Annotated in this window: 36 protein-coding genes and 1 pseudogene; 28 read left to right on the forward strand and 9 right to left on the reverse strand. The window is 58.2% G+C overall.

All coding sequences use genetic code 11. From position 1 onward, the window contains the following. Nucleotides 1–8: 8 nt before the first annotated feature. The 8 genes from AC245Y_RS08575 (at nt 9) to AC245Y_RS08610 (ending at nt 3,237) form a co-directional block, all read left to right on the forward strand. Nucleotides 9–260, forward strand: coding sequence for a spike base protein, RCAP_Rcc01079 family (locus tag AC245Y_RS08575; RefSeq protein WP_017993840.1), 252 nt, complete (start codon nt 9–11; stop codon nt 258–260). Beyond that, the gene (locus AC245Y_RS08580) at nt 260–1,054 is read left to right on the forward strand and encodes a hypothetical protein (RefSeq protein ID WP_017993841.1); all 795 of its coding nucleotides are present in this window, start codon (nt 260–262) and stop codon (nt 1,052–1,054) included. Before AC245Y_RS08575 ends, AC245Y_RS08580 begins: the two co-directional genes overlap by 1 nt. 25 nt (nt 1,055–1,079) lie before the next feature. Then, nucleotides 1,080–1,355 (forward strand): hypothetical protein, encoded by a 276-nt coding sequence (locus tag AC245Y_RS08585; protein ID WP_017993842.1) that lies wholly within the window; start codon nt 1,080–1,082, stop codon nt 1,353–1,355. A 137-nt stretch (nt 1,356–1,492) separates the two neighbouring features. Beyond that, entirely contained in the window at nt 1,493–1,813 is a 321-nt protein-coding gene (locus tag AC245Y_RS08590) for a hypothetical protein (RefSeq protein ID WP_017993843.1), read from the forward strand. 125 nt (nt 1,814–1,938) lie between these two features. Beyond that, complete coding sequence (locus AC245Y_RS08595; RefSeq protein ID WP_017993844.1) at nt 1,939–2,352, forward strand: DUF5675 family protein; 414 nt, start codon at nt 1,939–1,941, stop codon at nt 2,350–2,352. Nucleotides 2,353–2,385: 33 nt separating this feature from the next. Then, nucleotides 2,386–2,646 (forward strand): hypothetical protein, encoded by a 261-nt coding sequence (locus tag AC245Y_RS08600; protein WP_017993845.1) that lies wholly within the window; start codon nt 2,386–2,388, stop codon nt 2,644–2,646. Continuing rightward, nucleotides 2,646–2,840, forward strand: a complete 195-nt coding sequence (locus AC245Y_RS08605; protein WP_017993846.1) for a hypothetical protein — start codon at nt 2,646–2,648, stop codon at nt 2,838–2,840. Before AC245Y_RS08600 ends, AC245Y_RS08605 begins: the two co-directional genes overlap by 1 nt. Before the next feature lie 214 nt (nt 2,841–3,054). After that, nucleotides 3,055–3,237, forward strand: coding sequence for a hypothetical protein (locus AC245Y_RS08610; protein WP_017993847.1), 183 nt, complete (start codon nt 3,055–3,057; stop codon nt 3,235–3,237). Between the two features lie 234 nt (nt 3,238–3,471). On the opposite strand, the gene AC245Y_RS08615 is transcribed toward AC245Y_RS08610, so the two are convergent. Continuing rightward, entirely contained in the window at nt 3,472–4,353 is an 882-nt protein-coding gene (locus AC245Y_RS08615) for an ArdC family protein (protein ID WP_020486961.1), read from the reverse strand. Nucleotides 4,354–4,542: 189 nt separating this feature from the next. Here AC245Y_RS08615 and AC245Y_RS08620 point away from each other — a divergent pair, with 189 nt between their 5' ends. After that, nucleotides 4,543–5,988 carry a type IV secretory system conjugative DNA transfer family protein gene (locus tag AC245Y_RS08620; RefSeq protein ID WP_245274012.1) on the forward strand — a complete coding sequence of 482 codons (1,446 nt, stop codon included), beginning with the start codon at nt 4,543–4,545 and terminating at the stop codon, nt 5,986–5,988. Here AC245Y_RS08620 and AC245Y_RS08625 read toward each other — a convergent pair. Both AC245Y_RS08625 and AC245Y_RS08630 read right to left on the reverse strand, forming a co-directional pair. Beyond that, on the reverse strand, nt 5,983–7,359 hold the full coding sequence (locus tag AC245Y_RS08625) for a MobA/MobL family protein (RefSeq protein WP_017993850.1): 1,377 nt from the start codon (nt 7,357–7,359) through the stop codon (nt 5,983–5,985). The genes AC245Y_RS08620 and AC245Y_RS08625 overlap by 6 nt on opposite strands. Before the next feature lie 180 nt (nt 7,360–7,539). Beyond that, the gene (locus AC245Y_RS08630) at nt 7,540–8,289 is read right to left on the reverse strand and encodes a hypothetical protein (protein ID WP_017993851.1); all 750 of its coding nucleotides are present in this window, start codon (nt 8,287–8,289) and stop codon (nt 7,540–7,542) included. 133 nt (nt 8,290–8,422) lie between these two features. Here AC245Y_RS08630 and AC245Y_RS08635 point away from each other — a divergent pair, with 133 nt between their 5' ends. The 6 genes from AC245Y_RS08635 to AC245Y_RS08660 all read left to right on the forward strand — a co-directional run bounded on the left by AC245Y_RS08635 (nt 8,423) and on the right by AC245Y_RS08660 (nt 11,104). Beyond that, entirely contained in the window at nt 8,423–8,896 is a 474-nt protein-coding gene (locus tag AC245Y_RS08635) for a hypothetical protein (protein ID WP_017993852.1), read from the forward strand. Continuing rightward, nucleotides 8,896–9,270, forward strand: coding sequence for a hypothetical protein (locus tag AC245Y_RS08640; RefSeq protein ID WP_017993853.1), 375 nt, complete (start codon nt 8,896–8,898; stop codon nt 9,268–9,270). Before AC245Y_RS08635 ends, AC245Y_RS08640 begins: the two co-directional genes overlap by 1 nt. Next, a complete protein-coding gene (locus AC245Y_RS08645; protein WP_017993854.1) occupies nt 9,267–9,476 on the forward strand; it encodes a hypothetical protein in 210 nt (69 codons plus the stop codon). The genes AC245Y_RS08640 and AC245Y_RS08645 overlap by 4 nt, the downstream gene beginning before the upstream one ends. Continuing rightward, nucleotides 9,455–9,769, forward strand: coding sequence for a hypothetical protein (locus AC245Y_RS08650; protein ID WP_017993855.1), 315 nt, complete (start codon nt 9,455–9,457; stop codon nt 9,767–9,769). The genes AC245Y_RS08645 and AC245Y_RS08650 overlap by 22 nt, the downstream gene beginning before the upstream one ends. Next, on the forward strand, nt 9,762–10,016 hold the full coding sequence (locus AC245Y_RS08655) for a hypothetical protein (protein WP_026157331.1): 255 nt from the start codon (nt 9,762–9,764) through the stop codon (nt 10,014–10,016). Before AC245Y_RS08650 ends, AC245Y_RS08655 begins: the two co-directional genes overlap by 8 nt. An 89-nt stretch (nt 10,017–10,105) precedes the next feature. Continuing rightward, a complete protein-coding gene (locus tag AC245Y_RS08660) occupies nt 10,106–11,104 on the forward strand; it encodes a tyrosine-type recombinase/integrase (RefSeq protein WP_032996335.1) in 999 nt (332 codons plus the stop codon). Between the two features lie 6 nt (nt 11,105–11,110). Here AC245Y_RS08660 and AC245Y_RS08665 read toward each other — a convergent pair. Together AC245Y_RS08665 and map are read right to left on the reverse strand one after the other, a co-directional pair. After that, nucleotides 11,111–11,789: pseudogene (locus AC245Y_RS08665) on the reverse strand (JAB domain-containing protein); the annotation flags it as partial. A 7-nt stretch (nt 11,790–11,796) separates the two neighbouring features. After that, nucleotides 11,797–12,633 (reverse strand): type I methionyl aminopeptidase, encoded by an 837-nt coding sequence (gene map, locus AC245Y_RS08670; protein WP_012757260.1) that lies wholly within the window; start codon nt 12,631–12,633, stop codon nt 11,797–11,799. A 248-nt stretch (nt 12,634–12,881) separates the two neighbouring features. Between map and AC245Y_RS08675 the strand changes: the two genes are divergently transcribed. The 3 genes from AC245Y_RS08675 (at nt 12,882) to AC245Y_RS08685 (ending at nt 14,174) form a co-directional block, all read left to right on the forward strand. After that, nucleotides 12,882–13,541: a TetR/AcrR family transcriptional regulator gene (locus AC245Y_RS08675; RefSeq protein WP_012757261.1), complete on the forward strand. Its 660-nt coding sequence runs from the start codon at nt 12,882–12,884 to the stop codon at nt 13,539–13,541. 130 nt (nt 13,542–13,671) lie between these two features. Beyond that, the gene (locus AC245Y_RS08680) at nt 13,672–13,845 is read left to right on the forward strand and encodes a hypothetical protein (protein WP_012757262.1); all 174 of its coding nucleotides are present in this window, start codon (nt 13,672–13,674) and stop codon (nt 13,843–13,845) included. Beyond that, nucleotides 13,842–14,174 (forward strand): DUF6105 family protein, encoded by a 333-nt coding sequence (locus tag AC245Y_RS08685; protein ID WP_003558937.1) that lies wholly within the window; start codon nt 13,842–13,844, stop codon nt 14,172–14,174. The genes AC245Y_RS08680 and AC245Y_RS08685 overlap by 4 nt, the downstream gene beginning before the upstream one ends. Here the strand turns inward: AC245Y_RS08685 and ruvX are convergent. After that, the gene (gene ruvX, locus AC245Y_RS08690; protein WP_012757263.1) at nt 14,111–14,605 is read right to left on the reverse strand and encodes a Holliday junction resolvase RuvX; all 495 of its coding nucleotides are present in this window, start codon (nt 14,603–14,605) and stop codon (nt 14,111–14,113) included. The two genes, AC245Y_RS08685 and ruvX, sit on opposite strands and share 64 nt — an antisense overlap. Before the next feature lie 282 nt (nt 14,606–14,887). Between ruvX and AC245Y_RS08695 the strand changes: the two genes are divergently transcribed. The 4 genes from AC245Y_RS08695 to AC245Y_RS08710 all read left to right on the forward strand — a co-directional run bounded on the left by AC245Y_RS08695 (nt 14,888) and on the right by AC245Y_RS08710 (nt 17,870). After that, nucleotides 14,888–15,592 carry a metal-dependent hydrolase gene (locus AC245Y_RS08695; RefSeq protein ID WP_003558941.1) on the forward strand — a complete coding sequence of 235 codons (705 nt, stop codon included), beginning with the start codon at nt 14,888–14,890 and terminating at the stop codon, nt 15,590–15,592. 69 nt (nt 15,593–15,661) lie between these two features. Beyond that, entirely contained in the window at nt 15,662–15,949 is a 288-nt protein-coding gene (gene gatC / locus AC245Y_RS08700; protein WP_003558942.1) for an Asp-tRNA(Asn)/Glu-tRNA(Gln) amidotransferase subunit GatC, read from the forward strand. Nucleotides 15,950–16,006: 57 nt separating this feature from the next. Next, on the forward strand, nt 16,007–17,488 hold the full coding sequence (gene gatA, locus AC245Y_RS08705) for an Asp-tRNA(Asn)/Glu-tRNA(Gln) amidotransferase subunit GatA (protein WP_017993860.1): 1,482 nt from the start codon (nt 16,007–16,009) through the stop codon (nt 17,486–17,488). A gap of 106 nt (nt 17,489–17,594) precedes the next feature. Continuing rightward, complete coding sequence (locus AC245Y_RS08710) at nt 17,595–17,870, forward strand: hypothetical protein (RefSeq protein WP_012757266.1); 276 nt, start codon at nt 17,595–17,597, stop codon at nt 17,868–17,870. A 45-nt stretch (nt 17,871–17,915) separates the two neighbouring features. Here AC245Y_RS08710 and AC245Y_RS08715 read toward each other — a convergent pair whose 3' ends face one another. Next, nucleotides 17,916–18,173 (reverse strand): YjhX family toxin, encoded by a 258-nt coding sequence (locus tag AC245Y_RS08715; protein WP_012757267.1) that lies wholly within the window; start codon nt 18,171–18,173, stop codon nt 17,916–17,918. A gap of 311 nt (nt 18,174–18,484) precedes the next feature. Here AC245Y_RS08715 and AC245Y_RS08720 point away from each other — a divergent pair, with 311 nt between their 5' ends. Beyond that, complete coding sequence (locus tag AC245Y_RS08720; protein WP_017993861.1) at nt 18,485–18,994, forward strand: GNAT family N-acetyltransferase; 510 nt, start codon at nt 18,485–18,487, stop codon at nt 18,992–18,994. A 4-nt stretch (nt 18,995–18,998) separates the two neighbouring features. On the opposite strand, the gene AC245Y_RS08725 is transcribed toward AC245Y_RS08720, so the two are convergent. Continuing rightward, the gene (locus tag AC245Y_RS08725) at nt 18,999–19,310 is read right to left on the reverse strand and encodes a DUF1294 domain-containing protein (protein ID WP_020486962.1); all 312 of its coding nucleotides are present in this window, start codon (nt 19,308–19,310) and stop codon (nt 18,999–19,001) included. 128 nt (nt 19,311–19,438) lie between these two features. On the opposite strand from AC245Y_RS08725, the gene gatB reads away from it, so the two are divergent. Next, nucleotides 19,439–20,941 (forward strand): Asp-tRNA(Asn)/Glu-tRNA(Gln) amidotransferase subunit GatB, encoded by a 1,503-nt coding sequence (gene gatB / locus AC245Y_RS08730; RefSeq protein ID WP_012757270.1) that lies wholly within the window; start codon nt 19,439–19,441, stop codon nt 20,939–20,941. 4 nt (nt 20,942–20,945) lie between these two features. Continuing rightward, the gene (locus AC245Y_RS08735; RefSeq protein ID WP_017993863.1) at nt 20,946–21,446 is read left to right on the forward strand and encodes a GNAT family N-acetyltransferase; all 501 of its coding nucleotides are present in this window, start codon (nt 20,946–20,948) and stop codon (nt 21,444–21,446) included. Here the strand turns inward: AC245Y_RS08735 and AC245Y_RS08740 are convergent. Then, the gene (locus tag AC245Y_RS08740; protein ID WP_012757272.1) at nt 21,443–22,042 is read right to left on the reverse strand and encodes a hypothetical protein; all 600 of its coding nucleotides are present in this window, start codon (nt 22,040–22,042) and stop codon (nt 21,443–21,445) included. The two genes, AC245Y_RS08735 and AC245Y_RS08740, sit on opposite strands and share 4 nt — an antisense overlap. Before the next feature lie 58 nt (nt 22,043–22,100). Here AC245Y_RS08740 and AC245Y_RS08745 point away from each other — a divergent pair, with 58 nt between their 5' ends. The 3 genes from AC245Y_RS08745 (at nt 22,101) to AC245Y_RS08755 (ending at nt 23,623) form a co-directional block, all read left to right on the forward strand. Next, nucleotides 22,101–22,565 (forward strand): GNAT family N-acetyltransferase, encoded by a 465-nt coding sequence (locus AC245Y_RS08745; protein WP_017993864.1) that lies wholly within the window; start codon nt 22,101–22,103, stop codon nt 22,563–22,565. Between the two features lie 103 nt (nt 22,566–22,668). Beyond that, on the forward strand, nt 22,669–23,067 hold the full coding sequence (locus AC245Y_RS08750; RefSeq protein WP_003558960.1) for an NADH:ubiquinone oxidoreductase subunit NDUFA12: 399 nt from the start codon (nt 22,669–22,671) through the stop codon (nt 23,065–23,067). A 115-nt stretch (nt 23,068–23,182) separates the two neighbouring features. Further along, nucleotides 23,183–23,623, forward strand: coding sequence for a DUF2155 domain-containing protein (locus tag AC245Y_RS08755; protein ID WP_012757274.1), 441 nt, complete (start codon nt 23,183–23,185; stop codon nt 23,621–23,623). Nucleotides 23,624–23,627: the final 4 nt, after the last annotated feature.

Raw genomic sequence — 23,627 nt, forward strand, 5'->3', positions numbered from 1 at the left:
ATCCGTCCATGTTCGACCGTCAGCAGTCCATCCGCGAAGCCCGCGCGGTGGATCTATCCCTCACTGATGACGCCATGCCCACGAACAGCCCAACGCGATCCGTTTTTGTCGGTGTAGGCGGAACGCTGGTTGTCGAGCTTGTTGGAAAGCCCGGTGTAAGCGTGACCTACACGATTGCAACTGGTACCTCCCGCCCGCTCGCCGTGTCGAAGTTCATCAAGGTTGGTACCTCGGCAACCGGAATTATCGCAGAGTTCTAATGCAGGTCGGGATCAGCACCTGGTATCCAGCCGATGTCACCAGTGGGCTTGATGCGGACGTCGCAGCGTTCCTTGCCCGCCTGACAACTCCGCCGACAACCGACCGCGCTTCTCTCTACAATACTCTTATTCTGTCGCTGAAATCAGCCGGGGTATGGTCGAAGCTGGATGCTCTCTGGATTATGGCGGCAGCGGATAGTCAGGCTGCAAGACTTAATTTGGTGAGCAGTAGCTATACCCTGACACCTGTTAGCAACCCTGTGTTTACAGTTGACAGAGGCTACCAAGGTGATGCGTCAGCCAGTTACCTTGACACCAACGTGGATACAGGTGCCGGAGGCAGTGTTAAAATTCAGAGGAACAGCGCCTTCATGGGCTGTTACGTGAACACAGCCACCGCAGGCGCAGATGTCCGCGAAATGGGCTCACGTAACTTCGCTGTCAACTTACTGAACCTCACTAGCGGTATGAGCTTCCGTAATGCAGCCACCAACTCAGATTCTACGATAGCTACCTTTGCCAACTCCATTGGGTTTGCAGCTACTAACCGCAATAACTCCGCCAACCACGACATATACAAGAATGGAGTTTATGTAGAAACTCTGACAAGAGGTAGCGTAATTCTGTCTTCGTCTAATTGTCTTATCTGTGCATTTAACAACAATGGCGTACCGTCCCAGTTCTCCGCCAAGAGAGTTGCCTCCGCAGCAATAGGACAAGATTTGACGGCAGGGGAAACCCTCGCACTTTATAACGCCGTTTTCTCCTACCTTACTGCGGTAGGAGGAAATTAAAACCTAATAATCGAAAGACTATATTATGCCTGTTCTTGCAATGATAATCATGGATGGCACCGAACGTGCTGCTGCCATGGGGCTAAATGAAGTGGGTGTTGTGGCAGTCAACCCACGCCTGATTGATAATCCCTTGGCCAACCAGCTAGGTTATGGGACCCTACTTGGTATGTATGTGACTGGGGCCCAGTTGATGAATGACCCCGCGTCTGAGCGTTGGTATGAGATGTTCAGTGATAATGATATCCGTGTCTTGGATTCTGAAGTCATCTTCCTTCCATTTGTAGAAGACGAAGAATAGCCTTGCGCGATGCGATGCAGCCGGGTGCAGAACCAAAGAATCGAATGCGCGATTCCCACGTATCCGGCTGCTAAAGCACCGGTCGGGCGCAACATTACCGGGTTATGTCTGTTATCATCACATGAAATGCACCACTAATGCCCGACAACGTCTTCTTGTTTCTGATCCATTACGCCAACGAGATATGGATGGCGTTTCTGGGCATGGTGGGCGGCTCGGTGCGAATAGCGGTAGGTGTATCAAAGGGCGAGAACATGCCGCCCTCCCAAATGTTTGCTATTCTCGTAACCGGAGCAGTTCTGGCGGGCACAAGCTCGAAGCTGTTCACCGGCTGGCTAGGGTTGGGGCCGGAGGCGACGAGCTTTTGCAGCTTCATCGTGGGCATAATGGGAATGAACATCGTCACCCACGCGATCGATACCGATCTGGTCTCAACCATCTTCAAGAAGAAAGCGTGAGCGTGAAGATGATCGACACCGTCCTCCGCGTCTGCCGTGATCGGGAATTGCTTTGGTGCTCGGCGATCATCGTGTTCATCGTCGTTGCTGACCGGCTATTGAGATAGATCAGGAAAGTTCACGATGTGCAGCTTACCCTTAACCGCCTGACAGAAACTAACGGCGCCAGCCTCGGTGTGCTCAAAGGATTGAGCCGCACCCTCTACACGCTGGAAGAGGCGTGGCGGGAGAACAAACCGAAGGTCAGCTGCGTGCCAGCCGGAACCTACCGCTGCATCCCGCATGGTTGGGAGACGGGGACTAAGGTATCAAAACCACGGACGTGGGAGCTCGTTGGCATTCCAGGCCGGAGCGCGGTCCTGATTCACGTCGGCAACACCACGAAGGATACCGAAGGCTGCATCCTCGCCGGCATGGGGTTGATGGTGACGCAGCTCCTTTCGTCCGTGTCCGACAGCCGGATTGCAATCGAGCTGATGCGCCGGGAGATCGGGCCGAAAGAGTTCATGCTGACAATCGTGGACACCCTCAAAATTTAGGGGGTAAGATAAGGCATAACGAAAGTCCTCAACGTGAATGCCGTCGTCTCCCTCCTGACCATCCTGCTTCCGCAGCTCTATCAATATTTCACTAAGAACAAGGGTCTGAACACCGTCACCGGCGCCGCTGGTGGATCACTTCTGACGGTTCTGCTCATCGGAATGCAGAACGGCTATTACGATCAGGCCATCACCTTCCTTCAGAACAATTGGGCATATGGCGGGTACGCTACCGCTGTGATGGTGGGCCTGCGAGCCGCAGTCCAAGCCTATGCTGCCTTCAAAGGCAAATAATGCCCATCCAAATCGACGAAGAGAGGAATGAAAAGGCCGCGCCTATCGCGGTGCTCATCGCTCTTGGCCTGATCGGCCTGGTTCTTGCGCTTGGTTGGAGATGGATTCTCTTCGTGTTTATCGTGCTAGCTGCGGTCGCCGGGTGGTACTTAGGCAGTGAAAACGGCAGTTTTCCGCAAATTGGTCCCTCATAAGATTTGTTTTCGGGGGATCTGTTGATAAGTCAGAATCCGGCATCAGAATCAGGCATTTAGCGCCAAAAAATGAAAAGCAACAACTTATTGACATCTTAACAGAATCCCGCATGTGCTGTTCATGGCGGTTTGCGGCTATTGCAGGAATCACCTGAGCTGTAGTAATGCGTAGCAGGAGCAGGCGGCGTTTCTTTTTTTATGGAGAAGTGCGCCGATGAACGACAAAGACCTCCTGACAATCGAATATGGCAAACTGAAAGCCTCCGCTGTTGGCAGGTTTCCTATCGCCGTTCTTTTCTGCATCCTCGTGGCGATCGGCGGAGCGAGCTATTTCGGTGGGACGCAGGTGGTCGATTGGCTCCACGGGCCGAAGGCAACCGCCTCGATCGCAAAATAGATCCCCGCTAATGCGGGGATTGTGATTGAGCGGTCGTGAGGAGCAACGGCCAGAGGGGGCACGTCCCGCTCGTTCATCATCCCCCATTGCTGTCCATGGAGAACCAGACGCGAGCCTTGACCGTCGACTATGACATGGTTGGCCGTTGGCGATCTTGGACTATTCCTTGCCGGATTGGCGTGGTGGGAACGAAAATAGCTTGCCACACCTGAGGGGTGTGACAAGCAATATTCATTATTCGGCCGCCTGCCGCTGTTCGGCAAAGGCAAGGTTCCAGATGTACGTCGCCGCATGTCCGGCATAGCTGGCTGCGGAGAAGATGGCCCGGTTGTCTCCCTTCAGCACTTTCAGCCAGCTATCGATATACGAGGCTGAGCGGAATGATGGGGTGAACCCCAACTGAGCGCACAGGTAGGCCGAGCCGAGTTCCGCCACCAGCTCCTCGCTCGCGTAGGCATTGTCACCGAACCGCTTGCCAAAGGTGCGGTTCAGCCGCTTTTCAGCGCCGCTCCAGTGGGTCAGTTCGTGCAGCACAACCCCCCAATAGGCGTCCTCGCTCTCGAAGGTGCCGATCGTCGGCACCACGATCTCGTCGCGGCCGGGGTAGTAGGCTGCCTTTGACGCACCGTGCGAGAACTTGGCACCCGTGCCCTTGACGAGGCTGATTGCCTGCTCGTGGGTTGCCTTCCGGTCATCGGGAACCTGAGCTGCCAGATACTTCGGATCGACGCCGTCGAGTTGAGAGACGTGGAAGACCGGATACGATTTCACAATCGTGCCCTGCCGCTCGTCGCCGCTATCCTCGTCCTTTCTGGTGACGTGCTTGGTGAAGATCACGTGGGTCGATTTCTCGCCCTTGCGCACCTTGGCACCGATGCCCGCCACCTGCTGGTACGTGCAAAATTGCAGATTGTCGTATCCGCGTTGCTGCGCCGACATCCAGAGCAGGAGAATGTTGCTGCCGCTGTAGAGGCGTCCGGTGACAAGGTTTGACGGGATCATCCCGACGCCCTTGATCCGGGCATCCTTCCATGGACGGGTCCACGGCGGCACTCCTTCCTCCAGTTGCTTGATTATAACGGCGGTTACGGAGGCATAAAGGTCATTAGCTTTCATGTTACCTCGCAAGAGGCCAAGCAGAGATTATCTAGCCAAATTATCCCTTTGGCCTGCGAAACGGTTGAAGATGGTTTAGGCTAGATGAAGGAAGGTTAGGGCATGTTTATATTACGGGCTACGATTATATGGCCGCTTATGGTTGTTTGGTGGTTTCTTACGATGCTTGTGAAGGCAATCGTATTCGATATGAAAGATGCTCTGAAATTCCCGATCTATGCTTGGAACAAGTGGCGCAATCCGCCGTCACCAACGCATGGCGCGGCAAGCTATGCCACCGACAAGACCCTCAAGAAGCTCGGCCACTTCAATAACGAGGGCTTCCTGATGGGGGTGACGAAGAGCGGCAAGCGGGTATTCACGAACCCGGAGCGCAGCTCGATCATCATGGCACCGCCTGGCACCGGTAAATCCCAGCACTTCATCGCAGCCTTGCGCGCGATCCTCGAACGTCCCGCCGACCGTCTGCCGTTCCTCATCATCGGGGATGCTGACGGGGAGCTTTACCGCGCAACCGCACCTCTTATGGGGGCGAGGGGCTACAACGTCATGCGCCTCGATGCGGTCGAGCCCGACGAGTGGACGAAATACGATATTCTCTCCGACATTGTCCCGCCGCTGCTGACGGACCCGACGAACGACAATAAATGGCGCTATGACCGGGCACTCGACGCGCTCGGCAAGCTTCTCGTACCGGATGAGCCGCATTCGAAGCAGCCGCACTTCGTCGAATTCGCGCGCCTGCTGCTTAAGTCGGTGATGACCGTGAACATCAAATACGAGGGCAACAACAAGCCGATCGGCGAACTGGTCAACGAGCTGATCTCGGAAACCAAACGCGATGACCTCTTCAAGCGCTCGAAGAAGTATGGCGACGACGTGGTGACGGCTGCGCTCGGCGTCATGGGTAAGATGGCGGACAAGCCGGAAGGCCTCTCCATGATGTCGACCTCGCTGCGAAAGTTGGAAGCGTGGAATGATGCGGCGGTGAAGGAACTGACGAGTTATGGACCGGACATGCACGGCAACTACACGCGCGGCTGGAACTTTCACCAGTTCTTCACGCAGGATCAGCCGGCCGTCCTCTTTGTCCGCACCGGTATCGACAAGGCCGGTGGTGACCTCTCACGCGTCATCTATGGGAACGCCATCAACACCGTCGCCCACATCCGCAACAAGACCGGAAAGCCGCTCAAACGGGAGCTGGAGTTGTTCTTGGATGAGGCGGGCCTGACCGGATACTGCGAACCCATCGAAATCGCCTACGGGCGCCAGCGCAAGGCCGGGGTGAGGGTGCGCATGTGCTTCCTCTCGATGCGTGAGTTCAAGGATACCTACGTCCATGCCGACGATATGTGGAACGGCTCGGATGCCGTCATCTTTGGCGGCGGGAAGGACAGCAAGCTCAACAAGGAAGTGAGCGAGCTGGCCGGTGAATACACCGTGGAAAATAAGGGGCGCAGCGAGAGCAGGCAAGGCGAAAGCCGGAGCCACAGCGAACAGCCGCGCCGTCTGATTAAGCCCGACGAGATTCGGGGCCTCGGTTACGAGCAGGCGTTGATGCTGCTCGACAGCCTCATCGTGAAAGGGCGCAAGCCATGGCGTAGGGGCAAGCGCGGTATCGATTACCTATAGGCTCATGCCGTTGCCTTCGTCGAGAAGCTGAAGCTCGGCTTCATAGCCACCTTCGAGCAGGAAGGTGCGGAACTCGTCCTCGGTAATGAGGCCTTCGCCATAAGCGGTGACGGCCTCGCCGACCGTGACCACCAAAGCCGCTTCCCTGATCCCGCTGACCATCATCGCCTCTGCGTCGGCGATTTCCTGCTCTTCGCCGAACATCCGGACCAGTTCGGCCTGATAGGCGAATGCCTTGCGCTCCTCCTGACTTGCCTGCGCTGAAAGCTGGTTGACTTTATGCTCGTAGGATTTCCGCGTGTACTCAACCCTGTTCGCTTCAAGCTGGGCGTTGTGGGCCTCGATCTGAGCCTGCTCAGCACTCTTCCGCGCCGACGTCCTGAACAGCGTATATCCGAACATCCCGATCGACCGGCCTTTTAACTGGCCGGTCTCGGTCTGGTGTTCGGACAGCCGTTCCTGCGCCCTGTAGGAATCCATGAGGATCGGCAAGCTTTCCTCCTGATATTTCCCGGCCTCGCTCGCGACCTTCTCCCGTTCGGAAACGAGATATTCATAGCGCTCCTGAGCATCCTTGATCGCCTCCTGCGATCGGTGCAGGTATTCGAGCGTCGTCTTGGTGTCGTGGATGAACTTGATCGTGCCAACGGGGTCTACGCCCACAAGGTCACTTTTCAGCATAGGCGTGTCGTCCTCGCGGACGTCCTCTGTTGCGGGGAGTAAATCGTCACTGACCTTGTTCCCGACCTCGGGAAGATGGTTGTCGTTGCTGTAGCCGCGATGCTCGCTGGGAGCGTCCAAACCGCGCTCTAGGTTGCTGCGGCGGTCAAAGCTGATGGAATAGCCATACTCGCGGAAAAACTCGTTGCCGGTGTCTTCCCACTGCTTCCGCATCCACTCGGTCACGTTCGGCTCAAGGCCGTGCTGCTTGCGCCATGAGCGGCTATGTCCGAATTTGCCGACGCTCTTCCCGGTGAGGCGGTCACGGTCAATTATGATGGCGTGAAAATGTGGATTTCCGGGCTTGTCGACGTGCTCCCAAGCCTGAGCGTAGGTGCGACCTCCGAAGGTGATCTTTGACAGGAAACGCTCCATCATCATCAGCCGGTGTGGCTCGGAGACCTCCACCGGGAAGCTGACGATCACGGAATCTCCAAGCCTCGCGTTCTTCCGCGTGCCGAGTTTTTCCAGCTCCAGAAACGCCTGCTTGGTCTCGTAGCTGGTATCGTAAAGGGGAATTCCGACTGTGGCGACGTGGCCACGCTTGTTCTGATTGGCCCCGTAATGAGCGGCGTTGGCGACACGTCCATAGCCCCATTCGTCCCGGTTAAAGGACGAGTGTTCGATCCGGAAATAGCCAAATTGCCCCATGCGCCAGCTTACCCTTAGAGCGCAATAACAAGGGGACAATTTCGGAAGGAATTGTCTAACTGCGCTATCCCTTATCCACGCTATCGCTAAATGCCTTTTTCCGCATTCAAGCTAGCAGGGAGTAACGGGGTATAACGGTCACACTAAAGAAGGGCGTGGTTGGGTTCTTGCAACAGGGGATTACCGCCTCCAGAGGGATTTCTTGGGCTTCCTACTCTCCACGTACCGACCGAATATATCGAACGCAGGGTCGATACCGCGTGCCTTGATCGCAATGCCAGAGATCGAATGTAGCGTCTGCGTCACGATGTTGAATCCGTCTTCAAGCGTCTCGCGGTATACCTGCGCATAAGGAAACCCGAAGATGCTTTCGGACAAGATTGCGGACTTTTCGGTCGCGAAAATGATCTTTTGGAAATGAGCAAGTTTTGCGGTGTAGGAAATGAAGAAGTTAAAGGCTGCCTTCCCCGCCTCCAGTTCCTCATAGGACAGTGATCCGAATATTTCGTCTAGTACGGGCGGAATGGGAAGAGGCTGCCCCGCCTCTGCTATGGGGATGACGATATAGGTGTGATCCGCCCCGCGCTTAAACCTTTCCCGGAGGGCCATTGAGTGACGATGGTTACGAGCCCATCGATCGAAGTCAGTGACCATGCAGGCGACAAAAGTGCTGCTCTCAATCTGTTCACGCAAATCCAGCTCGATCGCGCCAAGGAGTGTCTTTTGGTAACCGAATGGCGCGGCAGTACGTTTTAGTGGGGGAGCTTTGGGTTCGGCTTCAGGGGGCAAATAAGCTTCGACCGCGTTGCGAATGACGTCGCTGATGTTGCCGCCGTGATGGATGTTGGCGTGGGCTTGCACCCTGAGCATCATTTCGTGAGGAAGCCTGAAATTCTTGGCCGTGTCCTTCGGCTTTTCGTTGCCCGCCATGTAATACATCCATGTAACACAAGATTCTTTAGATGTACTACATGTTTGAATTTGTACAACAAAAGCTTTTGATGAGAGCGTCATCTCACACCGGAAGCAACGGGAACGGCCCGAAGCGGTGTGGGAGACTAAAATGTCCATCATCGATAGATTGGTTCGTACATTGCTTAACAGCCCCGACAGCGACACTCGGGTACTTCTGCTTGAATCGTGGAGTGATGATCCCAAGCAGAAGGTAGCGCTCCGCCCGAAGCTGCCGGCGTTAAAGGGACCTAAAACTTCGACCTCACCGATGAAGCCGCCGAACCGCCATCGCGAACTGCAACGTTCAGATGCGTCCCAAGATTTGATCCAAGCCTTCCAAGGCTTCAAGCCACCCTATCAGTACAACAACGGGATTCACGAAGCCTACTTTGTGAATCTGGTGAGGTGGCGAGAGCCGGGCAAATGGCGCGGTAAAATGGTCGGGATGTACCAGATCGAGCTGACGGGGGCGGGAAGCCACTGGTCTGAGAAATACTTCTGGGGTCTCAGCAAGGCTGGGTTCGAGGAGGTTGCTCAGCACAACGTGCGTGGCATCCGCAAGCGTCTGTTGAGGGCACGCTGATGAGTAAAGGATTCATTTCTCGGTCAGCGGCCGAAACAGCCCAGGTCGTCGAGCGTCACCCCAAGAGCAATATCGCCGGGCTGAATCGTGAGCACGTTGAATATTTCAAAACCTTCACGCCCGGAGACTACTTTAAGGCGCATGGTTATCGAGAATACAGTCTCATAGCCATCAAATTTGATGAAAGGACTTTAGAGACTGCCGCGTGGTTTGAGCTTGGGCTGCAAGTAGTAGGCGGTACGGAAGTCCACACTTTGGAATACCGCATACGGGACGGGAAGCCCATCCGCACCCTGAGTCTGCCTGCGATCACGATGCACTACTACCAGTACGCCAATAGGTGCGCTGAACGGAAATTGCTGGTGACGCCATGAAGATCATCGAAATGCTCCTTGGGTTCGCACTCCGCATGTGCGAACTCGGCGTCAAGGTCGCAATCGCCGTCCTGACGGCCCTTTTCCGCATCGCAGGCTCCGCCATTATGGCGGCGCTCGCCAGTCGCCGGCAGGCGGAACCGCCGCCCAGAGTTCGTTTTCAGCGTGGGAGGCGCAAGAAGAAATGGCCAAGGACGCTGCACTAAAAACGCAGGCCGGGCTGATTGGCGGGACGGTGGTCATCTATCTCGCCAATAACGTCTCGGTGCTGATCTGGAATTACCCCTTTCTCTACTGCTGGGGGCAATCACCAGCAAGTCGGCTGTATCTCGATTGGGGCCAGCCGACCCTCTATCTGGCAGTCGCCTACATCATCTGGCGGCTTCTGCGAAGGCAACTGACACATGCCTTCGTCGGCTTTCTGGTCGTAATATTGATCATGGAACTGCCGAGAATATTTGATATGATGTTCAGACTTGGCGGTAGTTGCCATGGATGAAGTGAATCGAATGCGCGAAGGTATTGCAAAAGAGTATGGGATTGCATTGTTCCGCTCGTACAGCGAGAAGGAAGCAGCCTTCTTTTTGCAACGTGACTTGAGTACCCTGAAACGGATGCGACGCGCCGAAAAGGTGCCTTATACGGCCCTAGGAGAACGGCAAATTAGATATCTCGGCATCCACATTGTTGACCTCATTCTTAAAGGTGACAAGTGGCGAGATATCAGCGACGTGAGTTCCGCGTAGGGGACTGGTACTTAACGCAGCGAGGCAATTCGCCTGCGTGGTACCGCACCCGCTATGACCCGGAAACCAAACGCACTGAGAGAGTGAGCTTGTCCTGCGTCGACTTCGACCAGGCGAAGGAAGTCCTGACGGCGTGGTTTTACGAGCATCTCAAACTAGCGTCTGACAATCTGGCGCCGGAGAAGGTTTCTCTGGCGTCAGTTCTGTTGGATTACTGGAACAATCACGCCCGCCAGCTTGCCTCGGCCAAGAGCCGCAAGATCCTGATCCGCTACTGGAACGAGTTCTGGAAGTCCGCGACCGTCGCGGACGTCCGGAACCTGAATAAGCAGGAAGAGTTCCAGCAGCACCTTTTTGCTAAGGGCCTCAACGTCGGCAGTGTGAATAGAACGCTAGAAGTGGGCGCAGCCGCCATCAACAGGGCATGGAAGCGCGGCATCATATCCAGCGTCCCTTTCATCCATAAGGTGAAGGACGACCGCGACACTTCCGATACCAAGAAGGGCGCCGATATCACCCTCGACGATCTTCGGGCCTTCTACCGTGGCAGCGAGGTCGATCATTGGCACGATCTACTCACCATCCTCATCGGGACGGCATGTCGGCCCGCCGCCGCCCGCGAGCTGATGAAAGAGCAGATCGATTTCGCCAATGGCCTCGTCTATTTGAATAAAAAGGGGCGAAGACAAACCGGCAAGAACCGCCCCACGGTCAAGCTGCCTCCGACGATGGCGGCGCGGTTCCGGGACCGTCCTGATGGCGTACTGGTGCTTTGGCGGGGGCAGGCGACGGAGAAGAATGAACGGCTTATGCGGATTGCGCGAAAGCGGGCAGGGCTGGGCGAGGATGTGAACCTGTATTCCATCCGCCACTTCTGCGCCCGCTGGATGCGGCAGAATGGCGTTGACCCATGGTCGGTAGCAGCGCAGCTTGGCCACAGCGCCGGTGGGAGATTGACGTTAACTGAGAGATACGCCACCGCTGACCCGTTGTACCTTCAAGCGCCTTGTAATGCCCTCGAAACTCTTCTGCAGGCCGTCGTCGCGCCAATCGCGGGCGAGAAGGCACCTCAAGCCCCTGCTGCGTAGGGGTCGAGTGGTTACGGACGAGGATCAGCGCCGTCGCCGAAAGCTCGAGCGCGCGTTTGACCACCTCGCGCGGATAGACCGGCGTATGGTCGACCGTACCGCGGCCCTGCACCTCATCGGCGATCAGCACATTGCGCTTGTCGAGGAAGAGGATGCGGAACTGCTCGCGGGTCTCATGCGCCATGGCGGCATGGCAATACTGGATGACCGAAGACCACGAGGACAGGACCTGTTTGCTCCTGAGTTCGCTCTTCAGCGTCCGGTGGGCGACAGTCGAGATCAGCTTCAGGTCGAGCGCCACGGCCTCGCCGACACCTTTGACTTCCGTCAGCAGCGTCGGTGGTGCGCCGAAGACGCCCGAAAGCGAACCGAAACGCTCGATCAGCGCCTTGGCGATCGGCTTTGTGTCGCGCCGCGGGATCAGGCGGAAAAGCAAGAGCTCGAGGATTTCGTAGTCGGCAAGCGCAGTGTCGCCGAGCTCGCGGAAGCGGTCACGCAACCGCTCGCGATGGCCGTGATAATGCTCTTGGCCGGCAAGCGAGGCGGGAAAGGCCGTCCTGGAATTCGGCGCGGACGGCTTTTGCGGCTGACCTGCAAAGAACGAACGTTCGTCGGCGGCAATCGGCTCTTGCGTCTTGAAAGGCAGCTCGTCGTCGGAGGATATCGAAACGGGCCCCTTCGCCATCGGATTGTCACCCGTTGTGGGAAGGCAGACCGGGGCGGTCGAGGCCACCCGGCGACAGCGTGAAGATCTCGCAGCCATCGGAGGTGACGCCGACTGTATGTTCGTACTGCGCCGACAGCGAGCGGTCGCGGGTCACCGCCGTCCAGCCGTCAGCCAGCACCTTCACATGCGGCCGGCCGAGGTTGATCATCGGCTCGATGGTGAAGATCATGCCTTCGCGCAGCTCCGGCCCTTCATTGGCACGGCCGTAATGCAGGATATTCGGCGAATCGTGGAACAGCCGGCCAACGCCATGGCCGCAGAAATCGCGCACCACCGAACAGCGCTCGGCTTCGGCATAGGTCTGGATCGCCTCGCCGATCGCGCCGGTACGAGCACCGGGCCTGACGGCGGCAATGCCGCGCATCAGCGATTCATAGGTGACCTCGAGCAGTCGCTCGGCAGCACGCTTGACGACGCCGACGGGATACATCCGGCTGGAATCGCCGTGCCAGCCGTCGAGCACAAAGGTGACGTCGATATTGACGATATCGCCGTCACGCAGCGGCTTGTCGTTCGGAATGCCATGGCAGACGACGTGGTTGATCGAGGTACAGGTCGATTTGGTATAACCGCGATAGTTCAGCGTCGCCGGATAGGCGCCGTGATCCATGCCGAAATCGAAGACGAACCGGTCGATCTCATCGGTCAACAGGCCGGGCTTGACGATGTCGGCAAGCGCATCGAGGCAGCGCGCGGTCAGCTGACATGCCCTGCGCATACCCTCGAATGCTTCAGCGTCATAAAGCCGGATGGCGCCCGTATTCTTCGGGGGCGCGGTAGAGGCTTCGATATAGTTCACCATTGCAGGGCCTTAGCGGAGATTGTTAGATTTGTTCATAATGCAGCTATGCCGGGTTCGTCCATCACGATCAACTGCCAGGACGAGATTTCTGGACAGATCCGATCAGTCCAGTCTGCAGCTTTCCACATCCGTTCGACGGACAATCAACGGTCCGGCTGGAATATCCACAATCTTCCCAATGGGATAGGATTGATTGCGTGAAGCCTCCCCGCTACTCACCGATTGGTGACAGCGGGGAAGGGTCGATCATGCTGAATGAAGCCGCAAATCTTGAAAATTCACCCGGGGCCGGCGGCGAGCCGGAACGGCGCGTGCGTGATCGCGGCGCCACCGAGCGCGCAATTCTTGCCGCCGCCAAGGGGCTGCTCGCCGAAGAAGGCTTCCAGAATTTCGGCATCAACGCGGTCGCCCGCCGCGCCGGTTGCGACAAGCAGCTGATCTATCGTTACTATGGCGGCCTCGACGGCTTGGTCGAGGCGATTGGCGCCGATCTCGGCACATGGGTGAAGGACCGCATTCCGGAAGACGCCGGCGGCATGTTCCTGCTCACCTATGGGGACCTGATGGAACGGCTGTCGCTCCTCCTCCTCGATGCCTTGAGAAACGATCCGCTGATGCGCCGCATCCTCGCCTGGGAGATATCGGAAAACACCGAGCAGGTGAGGCGGTTGTCCGAGGCGCGTTCGAAGGCGCTTGCTCTCTGGCTAGAGCGCATGCGCGGCTCGCTGGCGCCGCCGAAGGGCGTGGATGCAGCAGCCGTCAACGCCATCGTCATCGCCGCGATCCAGCATCTCGTGCTCGCCGCCGCAGCCGGTGGGCAGTGCGCCGGCCTGTCGCTGAAAACGCCCAAGGACTGGGAGAAGGCGGCACTAGCGCTGAAGCGCATCGTCCGCGGCGTCTACGGCTGATACCTGGCTCATCCACAGGGGGCGGGCGCCGCGTTAACCTTAACAAATGGTTTACGTTGCGTGGGGGTGGTTAAGCCGACAGTGTGGCGGTGAGCAGAGATGGTATGAGTAGAAGCCCCGAGTGACGCCCATGGGAACCAAAATCGCTAAAGTCGCGTTTCTGGTGACGGCAATGATGTTTTTCGCAGTTCTGGCGCTGGATATCGCAATTCCCGCGCTGGTGCTTTGCATCATGGCATTGTCGGTCTGGTTGGTCTCCCTCGATCTGCCCGTGGCGCGCAAGCATGGAGGAGAGGCCGCATGAAGTGGTTTCTGATCTTCTGGGCCGGCCCCATCGTCTTTCTGGGCGGATGGTACTGGCTCTCCTATTACGACATGAGTTTCGGCATCTTCATGCTGAGCCGGCAGGTCCATGACCTGACCTTCGAGCTTTACGGCAAGGCGCTTGGCATTCCGCCGGAGACCATCCCGCCGCTCGTTGCCCGCGCGATTGCGGTGGACAGCCTCGTCGTCTTCGCCATTATCGGTCTGCGGAAGCGCAAGTCGATCATCGCCTGGTGGAAGGCGCGTCAGGCGTTGAATTCGTCTCCATCTGACCTTGCCAGCAAGGAAAGCCTGTCGAGCGCGCCCTGAAGGATGAAGCTTGCCGCGGCCGAATCGATCCGTTCGGCCCGCTTGGCGCGCGAGACGTCCATTTCGAGCAGCGTCCGTTCAGCCGCAACCGTCGAAAGCCGCTCATCCCAATAGACGAAGGGCAGCGCCGTCTTCTGCTCCATGTTGCGCACGAAGGCGCGCGTTGCTTGCACGCGCGGACCCGCCGATCCGTCCATGTTCATCGGCAGGCCGATGACGAAGCCTGCAACCTTTTCAGATTGTGCGAAGTCCAAGAGCGCCTGAGCATCGATGGTGAACTTGACGCGGCGGATCACTGTGCGTGGCGTGGCGAAACGCCGCCCGAGATCGGACATCGAAAGCCCGATCGTCTTGGTGCCGAGATCGAGGCCGGCAATCGCCTGTCGCGGGACAAGCGTCTCGGCCATTTCCTCGATCGTCAACACCGTCATCGCCATTTCATCCCGTCAAAACAAATTGAAGTCGCCGCCGCTTTTCTTTGCGGCCGCATAAGATATGTCCTTAAAGCATGTCGCGCAAAAGTGTGCCGCGGTTTTGCGATAACGACATGCGTAAAAACAAAGATCTAAAATGCTGGAGCGAATCTGAAAGATTGCGACGCGTTTTAGGGCATGACGCCGAAAAGTGTGAGCGGTTTTCGGACGACATCATGCTCTCATTCTTTGATGTGGCATCGAAACCGGCTTTGCATCCCATAATAAAGGAGACATTTCATGAAGATCACCTGGCTCGGCCATTCCGCCTTCCGCATCGAGACAGCAAAGGCGAAGATCCTGCTCGACCCATTCCTCAGCTATAACGCCTCTTTCTCCGGCCAGGATATTAAGGATGTTTCCGCAGGCATTACCCACATCCTGTTGACGCATGGCCATGGCGATCATGTCGGCGATACCGTGGCACTCGCCAAGGAAACCGGCGCCGTCGTTCTTGCCAATGCTGATCTCGCCGCCTGGCTCGGCTCCAAGGGCGTCGACAAGATCGAGATGGGCAATACCGGCGGCACGATCGCGCTCGGCAGCTTCTCGGCGACCTTCACCAATGCGCTGCATTCCTCCGCCCAGATCACCGAGGACGGTGTCTCGCACGCGCTCGGCAACGCCAACGGCCTGATGCTGCATTTCGACGACGAAGCTTCGATCCTTGCCATGGGCGATACCGACATCTTCTCGGACATGGCGCTGATCAATGAATTGCACCAGCCTGATATCGGATTCGTGCCGATCGGCGACCGCTTCACCATGGGCGGCGCGGTAGCAGCCCTTGCCTGCCGGCGCTATTTCAACTTCAAGACCGCAATCCCCTGCCACTACGGCACCTTTCCGATCATCGACCAGACGGCCGAAAAATTCGTTGCCGGCATGGACGGATCGAAGACGGATGTGAAGGCGATCAGGCCTTCCGAGAGCCTGTCGATCTGACGAAACCCCGTTGCGTCAGGCGGACATGGCCTTTATAGCGGGTAGGAAAAATCCTATCCGGAGAATGTCATGTCCGTCGATCTTGCCACCGTGAAGCGTGTCGCCCGCCTTGCCCGTATTGCCGTCTCCGAGGACGAGGCAAATCGCATGGTCGGCGAGCTGAACGGCATCCTTGGCTTCGTCGAGCAACTCTCCGAAGTGAATGTCGACGGGGTCGAGGCGATGACGTCGGTTACCCCGATGGCGATGAAGAAGCGGACCGATGAGGTGACCGACGGCAGCAAGGCAGCCGATATCGTCGCCAATGCGCCCGTCACCGACCATAATTTTTTCCTGGTGCCGAAAGTCGTCGAATAAGGCTTCGAAGCCTCTTTCCGACCCTGTTGCCATTTCCAGATCTGAAGCGAAAACACGATGAGCGAACTCACCAGCCTGACCATTGCCGAAGCCCGCCAGAAGCTGCGCGCCAAGGAAATCACCGCGATCGAACTGACCGAAGCCTATATCTCGGCGATCGATGCGGCCAATGGCCGGCTTAACGCCTATATCAAGGTCACGCCGGATCTCGCCCGCGTCATGGCGAAGAACTCCGACGAGCGCATCGCTGCCGGCAAGGCCGGCGAACTCGAAGGCATTCCGCTCGGCATCAAGGATCTCTTCGCCACCGTCGGCGTTCACACCCAGGCCTGCAGCCACATTCTCGATGGTTTCGAGCCGCGTTATGAATCGACCGTGACGCAGAACCTCTGGGATGATGGCGCCGTCATGCTCGGCAAGCTGAACATGGACGAATTCGCCATGGGCTCGTCCAACGAGACCTCGCATTACGGCCCGGTGATCAATCCCTGGCGTGCCGCAGGCTCCAACCAGCAGCTCGTTCCGGGCGGCTCGTCGGGCGGTTCGGCCGCAGCCGTCGCAGCGCATCTTTGCGCCGGCGCCACGGCGACGGATACCGGCGGCTCGATCCGCCAGCCGGCCGCCTTCACCGGCACCGTCGGCATCAAGCCGACTTATGGCCGTTGCTCGCGCTGGGGCACCGTCGCCTTCGCTTCTTCGCTCGACCAGGCAGGTCCGATCGCCCGCGACGTCCGCGATGCCGCGATCCTTTTGAAGTCGATGGCAAGCGTCGACGCAAAGGACACGACATCGGTCGATTTTCCGGTGCCGGATTACGAAGCAGCTCTCGGCCAGTCGCTGAAGGGCATGAAGATCGGCATCCCGAACGAATACCGTGTCGACGGCATGCCGGATGAGATCGAGACCCTCTGGCGCCAGGGCATCACCTGGCTGAAGGATGCCGGCGCCGAAATCGTCGACATCTCGCTGCCGCACACCAAATACGCCCTTCCGGCCTATTACATCGTCGCCCCCGCCGAGGCATCCTCGAACCTCGCGCGCTACGACGGCGTGCGCTACGGCCTGCGCGTCGACGGCAAGGATATCGTCGACATGTACGAGAAGACGCGTGCCGCGGGCTTCGGCAAGGAGGTCAAGCGCCGCATCATGATCGGCACTTATGTGCTGTCGGCAGGCTATTACGATGCCTATTACATCCGCGCCCAGAAGGTCCGCACGCTGATCAAGCGCGATTTCGAACTCGCCTTCGACGCCGGCGTCGATGCCATCCTGACGCCGGCAACGCCGTCGTCCGCCTTTGGCGTTGCCGATGAGAACCTCGCCGCCGATCCGGTGAAGATGTATCTGAACGACATCTTCACGGTGACGGTCAACATGGCGGGCCTGCCCGGCATCGCCGTGCCGGCCGGCCTCGACCATAAGGGACTGCCGCTCGGCCTGCAGCTGATCGGCAAGCCCTTCGACGAGGAAACCCTCTTCAAGACCGCCCACGTCATCGAGCAGGCAGCCGGCCGGTTTACGCCGGCCAAGTGGTGGTAACGGATCTAACGATCCCAGGAATAGCGGCTGCCGACCACGAAACGTCGGCGCCGTCGGCTTTGCCGCATGGTTGACTGATTGATAGCCGGAACCAGGAGAAGGTTTTATGGCCAGCAATGATCTTGCGCAATTAATCGAGGCCGTTGATCGCCTTGCTGCCGGCGGTTTCACCATGGGCGCGGATTGGCAGGCGGTCCACGACATCTGCCAGCGCCACGAAGGCGAACAACCGTTCGACTGGGGCCACGCGCTTTGCCATCGCATCGAGGGCGATGACTGGAACGCCGATTATTGGTATCGCCGCGCCGGCAAGGTGCGCGGCACGGGCACGATGGCCGACGAGTGGTCGGCGATGCGGACGGAACTCTCTGCAAAGGCTTGACACCCCCGATCGCGCCCGTTCGAGACGCGATCGGGAGTGCCGCTATTACCTGTTGTTCAACTGCGACCTCACCAAGCTCAGCCCTCTTTCGGTGATCCGGTAGGGGTGGCCGCCTGAGGACTTGATTGCCCTCAGCCGCTTCAGCCTGCGGAAGAGATCGAGGTCGACGCCGGGATAGAGCCAGCCGTCGCGGGTGAAGCAACTGACCGCCTCGATCTTCCTGTCGTCGTCGCGGGTAATTTCGATGCGGCCGCCTTGGGCCATGAGATGCAGGATGCGCTGCTCCGTGCGAGAAATGTCCATGTGTTGAGATCCGGTATCGCGCCCGGCAGGGCGCACAAAAACGATCTGGCGCTCATTCGAACGTCAGGGCTTCGTTTTTTTCGGGCCCATGCGCGCAAGCGGACTTGCGGGCAGGGCCTTTACCGGGTCTCAGGCAGGCTCAACATAAAACACCTCGATAAGACCTATTATTCAGCCTGGAAAATTCGGTCAAGAGCGTACTTGCCTCTCAAAACCAGTCGAAAACCGCGGTTTCGGTCGATCATCCCATTGGAGCTACTGGTAAAATCCGCGACTCAGTGGTCTAGTTGACGGGTAACGCGGAGGTGTCGTTGATCCACATTCGCAATGCCCGCGACGGTGAAGCGGAGCTATTGAGCGAGATCGGGCTCAGGGCCTGGCAAAATGCGATGGCGTCGATCGGCGAATCGGACGCGATGATCGATGCAGCGCGCAACGCCTTCCGGAACTTCGTGGAAAACGACTGGTTGACCATCACCGTCGTCGAGCAGAACGGCCAGGTCGCAGGCTGGGCGGCGCGCGAGGGATTGGACGAAACCATCTCGGATTTCTGGATCGATCCCGCCTTCACCCGCCAGGGCCTCGGTTCGGCCCTTCTCGTCCGCATCGAAAAGGAGATCGCTGATCAGGGCCTCGAGAAGGCGGCGATGCAGACCCATTCCGGCAATAGCGAGGCGATCGGCTTCTTCCGGAAGCACGGCTACAGCATCCATTGGCTCTCTGTTGCCTACAACCCGAAGCTCGACCGAGACGTGCCCTCCGTTGGACTGACGAAACAGCTCGTTTCGGATGGCCAAGGCGGGTATGGGCTGGAATTCTGATGATTCAAAAATGTTGAGGCAGGAGAGGGCTCCATTGCGGCAAGAAGGCCAGCACAGCAATCAGTGCGCCGTGTAGGATCAGGATCGCCGCCAGGATTGACCGGAACGGCTCCTTTCTCGTCTTGTGCCGCAGCAACTGCTGTGCAGCCAGCGCGCCCAGGCTACCGCCGATCAGCGCAAGGATGAGAAGCGTGCGTTCGCTGATACGTCGCCTGCCGTGGCGCGCCGCCTGCTTGTCGAAGAAATAGATCGAGAACACCAAGAGGTTCAGCGCCAGAAACAGCAAGGCCCATTTGATAATATCGGTCATCGTCATCGGGGACCCTACCGCGGCTGCGTTAACGGATGGCAAAACCGCGATGCAGCCGATGGCGAAAGCCTTGCACCGGCACGCCATTTCCTTTACCTCACCAGTGGAAAAGAACAGCCTGCAAAGAGCATCAGATGACCCTTGTCGACGTCCGCACGCCTGATCCGAAACGCTTCATCCCCGGCGCCACCGGCGACTGGGAGGTCATCGTTGGCATGGAAGTCCATGCCCAGGTGCTGTCCAATTCGAAGCTCTTCTCCGGCGCCTCGACGGAATTCGGCAAGCCGCAGAATTCGAACGTCTCGCTGGTCGACGCCGCCATGCCCGGCATGCTGCCCGTCATCAACGAGGAGTGCGTCAGGCAGGCCGTGCGCACCGGCCTCGGCCTGAAAGCCCAAATCAACAAGCGCTCGCTCTTTGATCGCAAGAACTATTTCTATCCCGACCTGCCGCAGGGCTATCAGATCTCGCAGTTCAAGGATCCGATCGTCGGCGAGGGCAAGATCGTCATTTCACTCGGACCTGACCGCCAGGGCCAGTTCGAAGATATCGAGATCGGCATCGAACGCCTGCATCTGGAGCAGGATGCCGGCAAGTCGATGCACGACCAGCACGCGACCATGTCCTATGTCGATCTGAACCGTTCCGGCGTCGCGCTGATGGAGATCGTCTCGAAGCCCGACATGCGCTCGTCCGACGAGGCCAAGGCCTATATGACCAAGCTGCGTTCGATCGTGCGTTACCTCGGTACCTGCGACGGCAACATGGACGAAGGCTCGATGCGCGCCGACGTCAACGTCTCCGTCCGCCGGCCGGGCGAGGATTTCGGCACGCGTTGCGAGATCAAGAACGTCAACTCCATCCGCTTCATCGGTCAGGCGATCGAATATGAAGCCCGTCGCCAGATCGGCATTCTGGAAGAAGGCGGCAAGATCGATCAGGAGACCCGCCTCTTCGACCCGGGCAAGGGCGAGACGCGTTCGATGCGCTCCAAGGAGGATGCGCACGACTATCGTTATTTCCCCGATCCGGATCTGCTGCCGCTCGAATTCGACGATGCCTTCATCAAGGCGCTCGAAGTGCATCTGCCGGAGCTGCCCGACGACAAGAAAGAGCGCTTCGTGCGCGAACTCGGCCTGTCGATCTACGACGCCTCGGTGCTCGTTTCCGAAAAGGCGATCGCCGATTATTACGAAGCCGTCGCCGCAGGCCGTGATGGCAAGATGGCCGCCAACTGGGTGATCAACGATCTGCTCGGCGCGCTGAACCGCACCGGCAAGGACATCGAGCAGACCCCGGTTTCGCCGGCCCAGCTCGGCGCCATCATCGATCTCATCAAGGCCGAAACCATCTCCGGCAAGATCGCCAAGGATCTCTTCGAGATCGTTCTGACTGAAGGCGGCGATCCGGCCGAGATCGTCGAAGCGCGAGGCATGAAGCAGGTGACGGATACCGGCGCGATTGAAAAGGCCGTTGACGAGATCATCGCCGCCAATCCTGACCAGGTCGAAAAGGTCAAGACGAAGCCGACCATGGCGGCCTGGTTCGTCGGCCAGGTGATGAAGGCGACCGGCGGCAAGGCCAATCCGCAGGCTGTCCAAGCCCTCGTCAAGGCAAAGCTCGGCATCGAGGAATAAGCGAGTGTATTTTGTCCGCACCGCCGGCGAGCGCGACCTGGAAAAGGTCCGCGCCCTGCTGGTGGAGAGCTTTCACGCCACCTATGACGGCCTGCATGGCAGAGCAAAGGTGGCGGATCTGATCGCCCATCTCTTTTCGCCGGCGGCGCTGAAGACGCGGCTGGTACGAAAGGATGCCGAATTCCTCGTTGCCGACGACGGCCGCAATATCGGCGGCATGGGTTATGCGGCAATGTCGCAGCAATTGACGAAGACGGTGATGCTGCATCTCCTCTACGTCAGGCCGGCGCTGCAGCGCCAGGGTATCGGCCGCGATATCTTCGCCGAGCTCGAAACCTGCTTTCCCTATGCGGAGATAATGCGCCTCGAAGTCGAACCGCAGAATGCCGCGGCGATCGCCTTCTATCGCACGCACGGCTTCACCGAGATCGGCCGCAATGAGAATAGCGGAGCCGGACAGTCCGGCATTCCGGCATTGGTGTTGGAGAAGCGCTTGGCGGGTTAAACGCCCGAATCGCTGAGTGCCTTGTGGTGGGTGTGGTAGGTCTGGAGCAGTTGCATCAGTCGCTCCTTGCTGACGGTAAGACCACTCGTTTCGATGCGCAGTTGCCGAAGTTCATTCGTCGCACGTGCGGTATGGAATAGTGAGAACATCGGTTTGCGACCCTGAATGCCGTCTGGTCGGCACCAGACAGCGATTGTATCTCCGGTGCCTTCTGCGTCCGTTCCCGGCGATGCGGACAACAGGTTGCCCAGAACCAGAAAAATTGTTCGCAAAATCCTTTGCGCCAGCGTGGGTGCCGCAGCCTCGATGCGTGCGACTGCCGGCCACGGAATTAATTCTTGCATTAGCCGAAGATCTTTGAAGCCATTTGGGCCTATCGCAATGATCGTCTTATTGGATGAAAAGATCAGGACATAAAGATTGCAAAATAGGTAGTACGCAATTGGCGGCCCACAGAGCAGGGACAGGAAAAGCGAATTCAAAGTCCCATCGAAAATCCAGAAGCCGAAGACAATTATCACCAGTGTTGATAGTGCAATTCTAAGCCGAATATCCCTAGCGGAGTATCCGACCTCACGGATATCGTTCAAGAACATCCGTCTTTTTCCTTCCGCAACAATCATCGTCCGGTTTTTACATAGGTAGAAAAGTGTGATGCCACAAGATTTGAATATCCGTGAAGCTCGCAAGGACGACCTCCCTGCGCTGGTGGCTATGTTTTCGGCCGACGCACTCGGCGGTCACGGCGATACCACGGAACCTGAAGCCTTTTCCGATTATGTCAGGGCCTTCGCCGTCATCGAGGCTTCGCCCGATCAGACGCTTTACGTCGCAGAGCGCGGCGGCGAGGTCGTCGGCACGTTCCAGACGATGGTGACGACCTCGCTCACCGGCCGCGGCTCCTCGGCGATGATCATCGAGGCGGTGCAGACGCGCGCCGATATGCGCGGGCAGGGGGTCGGCGGACTGATGATCGAATTCGCCATTGCCGAGGCAAAAGGCCGCGGTATCGGGCGAGTAGCGTTGACCTCGAATGCAGTGCGCAAGGATGCTCACCGTTTCTATGAAAGGCTGGGCTTCAAGCCCTCGCATCTGGGCTTCAAGATGGCTTTGAAATGACCCTTGGCCATCGTGGAATCGCTGGACAATTCGGCTTGGCGACGGCATAAGCGAGGAAACGAATTCTGGTTTGGCTCGCATCTGGCGGGCACAAGGAAAAGACATGTGGAATCTTCTGGTTCAGACCTTTACCTGGTGGAACGGTCAGACGATGGGCACGCGTTTTGCGACCTGGCGTTTTGGCAAGCGCGTCGGCGAGGATGAATTCGGCAACGTCTACTACGAAGGCGGCATGTCCTCCTACGGTCTGCCGAAGCGTTGGGTGATCTACAAGGGTTATGCCGAAGCCTCCGCCATTCCGCCGGGCTGGCATGGCTGGATGCATCATCGCACCGATGTCCCCCCGTCCAAGGAAAGCTACGTCGCCAAGGATTGGCAGAAGCCGCACCGGCCCAACCATACCGGTTCGCCGCAGGCCTATCGCCCGCCGGGCTCTATCGCCGTTCCGGGCGAACGTCCGCGCGTCACCGGCGATTATGACGCTTGGACGCCGGGCAACTGAGACGGCCCGACCGGGCAATCCCAAGACCCGGCTTTTGGCCACAATTGACCTTTACCCGCAGGTTGGCCGCGCTTGACCGCGGCCGTGAACTGAAAATGTCTGGAGACGGGTACACATGAAGCTCTTCACGCGGAACAAGGTCCTGCGTGCCGCCGGATCGCTGCTGGCGCTCTCGGCCCTGCTTCCGCCGGCTGCGGCAAATGCCGCACGCATCGAAAATCCGGTTGCCGTCTTCTCCGGCCTCGACAAGATCACCGGCCGCATCACGACCTTCGACGTCTATGTCAATGAGACGGTACAGTTCGGTGCGCTGCAGGTGACACCGAAGGCCTGTTATTCGCGCGACCAGTCGGAAGCACAGAAGATCGACGGTTTCGTCGAGGTCGATGAGATCACCCTCGACCGCAAGATCCGCCGCATCTTCACCGGCTGGATGTTCGCCGCCAGCCCCGGCCTCAACGCCGTCGAGCACCCGATCTACGACGTCTGGCTGAAGGACTGCAAGGCAAACTCGGATGTTCCGGCTCCTGACGGTGCCAAGGCGACAGCTCGCTAGCGCC

The organism is Rhizobium sp. SRDI943 (genome assembly GCF_057653695.1).